This is a genomic window from Flaviflexus sp., assembly GCF_052087705.1.
GTDB classification, from domain to species: Bacteria; Actinomycetota; Actinomycetes; order Actinomycetales; family Actinomycetaceae; genus Flaviflexus; species Flaviflexus ciconiae.
Genome location: NZ_JBQCYC010000041.1, coordinates 1 through 5,836, shown reverse-complemented (window position 1 = coordinate 5,836; position 5,836 = coordinate 1). Strand labels below are relative to the sequence as shown.

7 protein-coding genes are annotated in these 5,836 nt (G+C 58.3%); 4 read left to right on the top strand and 3 right to left on the bottom strand.

Annotated features, from left to right (window positions below):
* A partial coding sequence (locus ACTHUY_RS11980; RefSeq protein WP_441679012.1) for a metal-dependent transcriptional regulator occupies positions 1-648 on the bottom strand: 648 nt, incomplete at its 3' end.
* A 449-nt stretch (positions 649-1,097) separates the two neighbouring features.
* Between ACTHUY_RS11980 and ACTHUY_RS11975 the strand changes: the two genes are divergently transcribed.
* Positions 1,098-1,613, top strand: coding sequence for a hypothetical protein (locus ACTHUY_RS11975; protein ID WP_441679010.1), 516 nt, complete (start codon positions 1,098-1,100; stop codon positions 1,611-1,613).
* Here ACTHUY_RS11975 and deoD read toward each other — a convergent pair.
* Complete coding sequence (gene deoD / locus ACTHUY_RS11970; protein WP_441679008.1) at positions 1,582-2,286, bottom strand: purine-nucleoside phosphorylase; 705 nt, start codon at positions 2,284-2,286, stop codon at positions 1,582-1,584. The genes ACTHUY_RS11975 and deoD overlap by 32 nt on opposite strands.
* 542 nt (positions 2,287-2,828) lie before the next feature.
* A complete protein-coding gene (locus ACTHUY_RS11965) occupies positions 2,829-4,019 on the bottom strand; it encodes a cobalamin-independent methionine synthase II family protein (protein ID WP_441679006.1) in 1,191 nt (396 codons plus the stop codon).
* A 214-nt stretch (positions 4,020-4,233) separates the two neighbouring features.
* Between ACTHUY_RS11965 and ACTHUY_RS11960 the strand changes: the two genes are divergently transcribed.
* The 3 genes from ACTHUY_RS11960 to ACTHUY_RS11950 form a co-directional block, all read left to right on the top strand.
* On the top strand, positions 4,234-4,692 hold the full coding sequence (locus ACTHUY_RS11960; protein WP_441679004.1) for a hypothetical protein: 459 nt from the start codon (positions 4,234-4,236) through the stop codon (positions 4,690-4,692).
* A gap of 6 nt (positions 4,693-4,698) precedes the next feature.
* Positions 4,699-5,460 carry an HAD-IIB family hydrolase gene (locus ACTHUY_RS11955; protein WP_441655345.1) on the top strand — a complete coding sequence of 254 codons (762 nt, stop codon included), beginning with the start codon at positions 4,699-4,701 and terminating at the stop codon, positions 5,458-5,460.
* Positions 5,461-5,611: 151 nt separating this feature from the next.
* Positions 5,612-5,836: hypothetical protein (locus ACTHUY_RS11950; RefSeq protein ID WP_441679002.1), on the top strand; the 225-nt coding region annotated here is incomplete at its 3' end.

The window sequence follows — 5,836 nt, the reverse complement described above, 5'->3', positions numbered from 1 at the left end:
GCTGTGGTCGTGAGTAACCCACAGGATTGAGGCAAACGGATCGAGGGGCGTCTCTTTGCCTCCCACGGTGAGAGTGCCTTCTGCGATGATGATTGTCTCCCCCGGACGAAGGCCCAGTTCTGAAGCTAGGCGTAGGGCTTCCGGATCTGAGTCGGCAATGCGGTGTACGCGGGCTTCCCCGGTAGGTGCCTCGGCTACGAGAATAGCGGGGACCTCGGGGAGGATCCCGTCCTTTGATGGGATTGGATCGCCGTGTGGATCGTAGTCGGGGTAGCCGAGTAGCTCATCGATGGCGTCGATAAATCGAATTGATACTGCGTGTTCCAGGTCCTCCGCTTCATTGTGCACCTCGTCCCAGGTGTAGCCGAGCTCGTCGTGCAGGAAGGTTTCGATAAGGCGGTGTGCTCTGACCATGGCAAGCGCGTGGCGCTTGCCATCGGGCGACAGCCGGATGGAACGATACTTCTCATGCTCGACCAGGCCATCCTTCGTCAGCTTGGCAATCGACTCGGACACGGTTGAGGGAGACAGTCCCATCTCCCGTGCCAATCGGCTTGTTGTGACTGGGGTATTAGACCATTCTGTGGCTGACCAAATGTACTTGAGATAGTCCTCTGTCGCTGCAGAAAGATCACTCGCATTGCTCAAGGCGCCCTCCTTTAAAGGCTTGACTCCCAGCTTATTCCCACAGCTTTCGGGAACAAACTGTCAGGATGATGCGTTGAGATGGAGTGATGGACAAAGCGGACCCAACACCCATGAGCAACGGCGCGGCAAAGAAGCAAGGCGGCGGGGCAACGGGAACCAACCTTCCTGTCGAAGGTACGTCGAATGTTGGTACCTCGAATCTTATGAACGTAGCTGGTGCCGCGGAGGGCACACATAACAACCCCATGGACAGAACGTTTGATGACAGTGATAACGAGCGACCGAATGATCGGTCTCCTGGTGGCAGGGGTGAATCGAATGCAGTACCGACTGAATCGGCCGCGGTCCGGAGTAAGCCGGTTTCAGCTTCAGCTGAATCATCGACTGCTGAATCATTAGCTGGTCCAGGTGGGCCAGCTACAGATGTAGACGATTCGATGCCCGATTCCGTGTCTGAACAAGCCGGGAGCGGTGTTCTGGAGGCTCTCCGTGGACATGAGCCAACAGATCGCCTACTTTTCAGTGTTGAGCTACTCGACCGAATCGAAGAGGCTCGCAGTATTGATCAGCGCCTGGATCGTGCTGTTGAGGAAGCTCTTGAGGTCACTCCATCGGAGCGACGGGCACTTGTTCTTATTCGCGGTGGCGTAACGGATATTGAGGACCTGTCACGCGAACTGGGCCTGCTCGAGCAGGCCACCAGAGTTCTTATCGACGCCCTACGGGAGCGCGGATTTGTTATTGTCACGGAAACTGGACTTAGCGCCGACAGCGAGACTGAAGCCAGTGCTGTCATTGCTGTGACCGAGCGAGGCGCAACAACGGTCGACCGCAGTGAGGCTATACGTTACCGTACGGCCGACCTGATCTCCACCCGCCTGAGCGATGAGCAGGTGGAGACACTATCGGCATCGATGAGCCGGGTGGCTGATATCAGCAGTGCGCGGCAGCTACCGCGAGCTTAAGAGCACCCTCAAACTTGTGCTCGCGTTCTTCCGCTGTCATGTCACCCGAGGTATCGAACAGGTGATCAGAGACAGTGAGAACAGTAAGAGCCTCAGCATTGTGCTGGGCTGCCAGCATGTAAAGGGCCGCAGTCTCCATCTCAACACCCAGGGTTCCCAGATCCGCGAGAGTCTTAACGCCGTCAGGGTCGTTGCCGTAGAAGCGGTCACGAGAAACAACCGGGCCAACGTGAAGGTTCATGGAGTCATCCGCTGCGGCGATAGCTGCAGAGAGAAGGTTCCAGGACGCTGTGGGGGCGAGATTGACGCCCGGGACCAGGTTGAACATTGACGAGTCCGTGTGTGCCGACATGGCGACAACAACGTCACCGACCTTTGCTGAGGTTGCCATGCCGCCGCAGGTTCCAACGCGAATGATCCTCTTAACCCCGTAGTGCGTGAAGAGCTCAGTTGCGTAGATGGAGAGCGAGGGCTGTCCCATGCCGGATGCCATCACAGACAGTGGCTTGCCGTTGTATTCACCGGTGAAAGCGCCAATTCCGCGTACGTCAGAGACCTTCTCAGCATCCGGCATCAGCAGATGAGCGATCCGCTCTGCCCTGCGGGGATCTCCCGGCATAAGAACAGCCGGTGCAAACGCACCATCGGCAGCGTTGATATGAGGTGTTGGCATGATGCTCCTTATAGAAATAGCGTGTGTCCGCCAGTGTAATGAATGAACTGCTCCCCAAGCGTCCCGACGGACAGATAAAGAAAGATCAGTGCCTGTTTTGCTGATAAATCCTGATGGAACCGATAGTTCCTGATAAGCCAGTTTTGGGAGATCAGCACGGATCTCTGTCAGCACGGATCTCTGGGAGATCAGTTTCATGTGGAGCTGAACCTTTGTTGTGGTGCCTGGCCAAGATTCGGCGCCACTCAGCTGTGCGATAAGAGCTGGTGCTACTCGGCCGAGCGATAAAGACAAGCGCCGCGGGCTAGGAACCGGACCAAGCCTGCGTGGGAGCCAGGATCCGGACTAGGCCGACGTGGGGGTCGCAATCTGTCATGGCGTGCCGGGAGATTGCCACGGGTCGATCCCGATATGTGGTCCCAGCAAACGGGAATGGAATACCGGGCTGATCTTGTGACCAGCCCGGTATCGGTTGAGAACTACGTAGTTCTTAGTGTTGTTGAGGTTTCACAGCCGTAGTTCGGTCGATGCTCGTTCTTGGTTTAGAGCTGTTCGTTGGCGAGCTGTGCGCCCTGAACGAGGGCGTCGAGCTTGGCCCAGGCGATCTCGGGGTGGATACGGCCGCCGAAGCCACAGTCGGACGAACCGATGACGTTCTCGGCACCGACGAGGCGGGCGAAGCGGACGAGACGGTCGGCTACGAGCTGGGGATGCTCAACAACGTTCGTGGCGTGGGAGACAACGCCGGGGAGGATCTTGCGGCCGCCCAGGTCGCGGTTCTCCCAGACGCGCCACTCGTGCTCGTGGCGGACGTTACCCGCCTCGAACGTGTACTGGGCGACATCAATGTCCAGCATGGCGTCGGCGATATTCTCGAACTCGATATCGGTGGTGTGCGGGCCGTGCCAGGAGCCCCAGCACAGGTGGTAACGCACACGGGACCGGTCGAGGCCCTCGAGGGCCTCGTTGACGGCATCAACGCGGGTGCGGATAAAGCGGACGTAGTCCTTCGGGTCGATCTGCGGGGTGATCTGGTCGTAGGACTCAGCGAGAGAAGGATCGTCAATCTGGAGGAGAAGCCCAGCATCAAGGATTGCCTTGTATTCCTCGCGGAGCACCGGGATCCAGGCCTTGATGAAGTCCTCTTCGGAACTGTAGTAGGCGTTGGAAACTCGGGCGGCGGAACCGGGAGCGATGGCGGTGATGAATCCGGTGTTGGCCGGGCGTTCCTGCAGTTCCAGTGCCTGAACCAGGTTCTTGGCATCGGCGTTCACGGCTTCCTGGCCGATGAAAGCGAGGGGACCGGTGGCGGTAGGGAAGACGCCGCGGGAGTCTCCCATCTCCACCGTCGCATCCGGGCCAAAGTAGGCGCCCGGAAACCGGTTCATGTCGCGGCGTTCAGCAAAGCCAGCGAGTTGAATGTCATCGGGGGTGGAGTGGTGCTTCTTGGTGAGCCAGTCCTGGTTATCTTCAACGATCTCCAGGCCCTGCGTGCGTGCGAAGGAGTAGGACCACCAGGCACCGAAGTCGGAGGACTTCGACATGTACTTGCCGTACTCGCCATCGTTCACGATGTCGATGCCGATCTCGCGCTGCTTAGCAACGACGACGGCTACCTCCTCGGCCAGTACCGTGGCATAGCCGGCCGGGTCGTTCACCCCCATGTCATCCTGATTGGCTTCAATGAGGCGTGCGGTCCTGGGAAGAGAGCCAGCGTGGCTAGTAAGAATCACGGCATAAGTCCTTATCTGTTTAAAAACCAGTGTGAACACATAGTTCCAGTGAAAAGTTGCACGGTGAACGGAACTATTCAAGATCTCATATGGTGACCACTACCCAGTGGCGGATAACGGTGTGAACCGTGTACTTGAGGAACAATGTGATGATGAGCCGACGATCACTGGTTTTTCCGGTACGCTCGGTCACGACACGTGAAAGGATGTAAACATGTCGCAGCAACCCGGAGGCCCGCAGGGCCCCAACTACGGACAGAACAATTTCCAGCAGAACAACAACCAGCCGCCGCAGGACGGATACGCACCCTCTGCGTACTCGGCACCCCAGCCCGGTTACGGACAGCAGCAGCCATACGGTCAGCAACCGGGTGGTTTCGGACAGCAGTCCGGTGGCTTCGGTGCACTGTTCTCCACGAGCTTCGCGACCCGCGCCACTCCGACGCTCGTAAAGAACATCATGCTTCTCGCGCTCGTTGCTTTTGGCATTTTCGCGGGCTACGCTCTCTTTGATCTCCTGACGATCATCACTGCCGACTACGGCCCGGGCGCGATGGGTATCATTACCGCGATCATCCACTTCGCCTACCGTCTTGCCATCGGCATGGTGCTCCTGGGCCTCGTCCGCGTGTTCCTTGAGCACGTCAACAAAGAAGACAAGAAAGCTGAATAAAACTCATTGAGCTCCCATTATCGACTCGTCGCTTTTGACCTAGACGACACTCTTGCACCCTCGAAGTCCCCGATCCCTGAACGGATGGCTTCGGCACTAGTTGAACTTCTGGACTGTGCAGATGTCTGCATCATTTCCGGAGGTAACGTCGAACAGTTCGAGCGACAGGTTCTCAACCACCTGAAGGCGGGCCACCAGGCCCTCGAGCATCTCCACCTCATGCCAACCTGCGGAACGCGGTACCTGCGTTTCCAGGATGGGGTGTGGACAACGATCTACGCGCACGACCTCTCCGAGGATGAGCGCGACAACGCCATCGCCTCTCTTCGCGAGCGAGCCGAAGACCTCGGCTTCTGGGAAGAGGAGACGTGGGGCGACGTCATCGAAGATCGCGGCTCGCAGATCACCTTCTCTGCCCTTGGGCAGCAGGCTCCCGTCGAAGCAAAGAGAGCCTGGGACCCGGACGGGTCAAAGAAGGAGGCTCTGCGTGATGCTGTTGCCGCCGACCTGTCGGAACTCGAGGTCCGCTCCGGCGGATCCACCTCGATCGATATCACGGCGACCGGCGTCGACAAGGCTTTCGGGATTACCCGCCTCGCCGAATACACGGGAGTGGCGTTCGACGACATGCTGTTCGTCGGTGACCGTCTCGACCCGGGTGGTAACGACTACCCGGTCGTCGCGCTCGGATGTAAAACGGTGGCGGTCGATGACTGGGAAGACACCGCTCGGTTCGTGGAGAAGCTCGTGAAGACCTTCCCCGCCTAGATCACCAGATCTTTCCGATCAACGTTGTTGCAGGATGCCCCGGCTCACGCCGGGGCATCTTCGCGTGCAGGAAATAGTTCCGCTGAGTAGTGGGGGAGCAGAACCCGATTCTGGTCTGGCGTCGCGTGCTTGTGCTCCGTACGGTGAAGTTATGAGCAATCAGTATCCGTACGCATACGGTCAGCCCCCGGTATCGTCCAAGAGCTCAATCCTTGTTGTTGCTCTCCTGACCAAGGTTGCAGTAGCCGTCGCTGCTGTCGCTTTCTTTGTTTTCCCGTACTACTCGGACTCGTACGAGACCTTCACCTACTATGCGTTCGTCACCCACCCCAACCTTGAGGCGCTCCAACTCGATGCCATCATCGTCGGAGCAGGC

Coding starts and splice junctions, on each gene's coding strand:
- deoD (WP_441679008.1), bottom strand. CDS start 2,286: ATGCCAACACCTCATATCAACGCTGCCGATGGTGCGTTTGCACCGGCT.
- ACTHUY_RS11960 (WP_441679004.1), top strand. CDS start 4,234: ATGTCGCAGCAACCCGGAGGCCCGCAGGGCCCCAACTACGGACAGAAC.